The organism is Extibacter sp. GGCC_0201 (genome assembly GCF_017566055.1).
In the GTDB taxonomy this organism is placed as follows: domain Bacteria; phylum Bacillota; class Clostridia; order Lachnospirales; family Lachnospiraceae; genus Extibacter.
This window is the reverse complement of the sequence record NZ_JABFCH010000274.1, coordinates 1-210: the sequence shown is the minus strand read 5'-3', so window position 1 is coordinate 210 and position 210 is coordinate 1. Positions and strand designations below refer to the sequence as shown.

Genomic DNA, 210 nt, shown 5'->3' with positions numbered 1-210 from the left:
ATGGCTGTTTCACAGTATTCAGCTATAAAACGATGAACCGTATATGTTACCGCTTTATCGCTTCCCCGTATCGGCCGGACTTGTTCATCGACGAGGAAGGTGTACCTTATTCGTCGGACAGCGTGCGTTCTGTGTTGGACAAGAATGGAATCAAGTATAGCAAGGCGATATCAACCTATGAGGAATATCGGAATATCCTATATGGGAATA

Annotated in this window: 1 protein-coding gene; it reads left to right on the top strand. The window is 44.3% G+C overall.

The features are described 5' to 3' along the window. A partial coding sequence (locus HJV72_RS19515) for a hypothetical protein (protein ID WP_208073543.1) occupies positions 1 to 210 on the top strand: 210 nt, incomplete at both ends.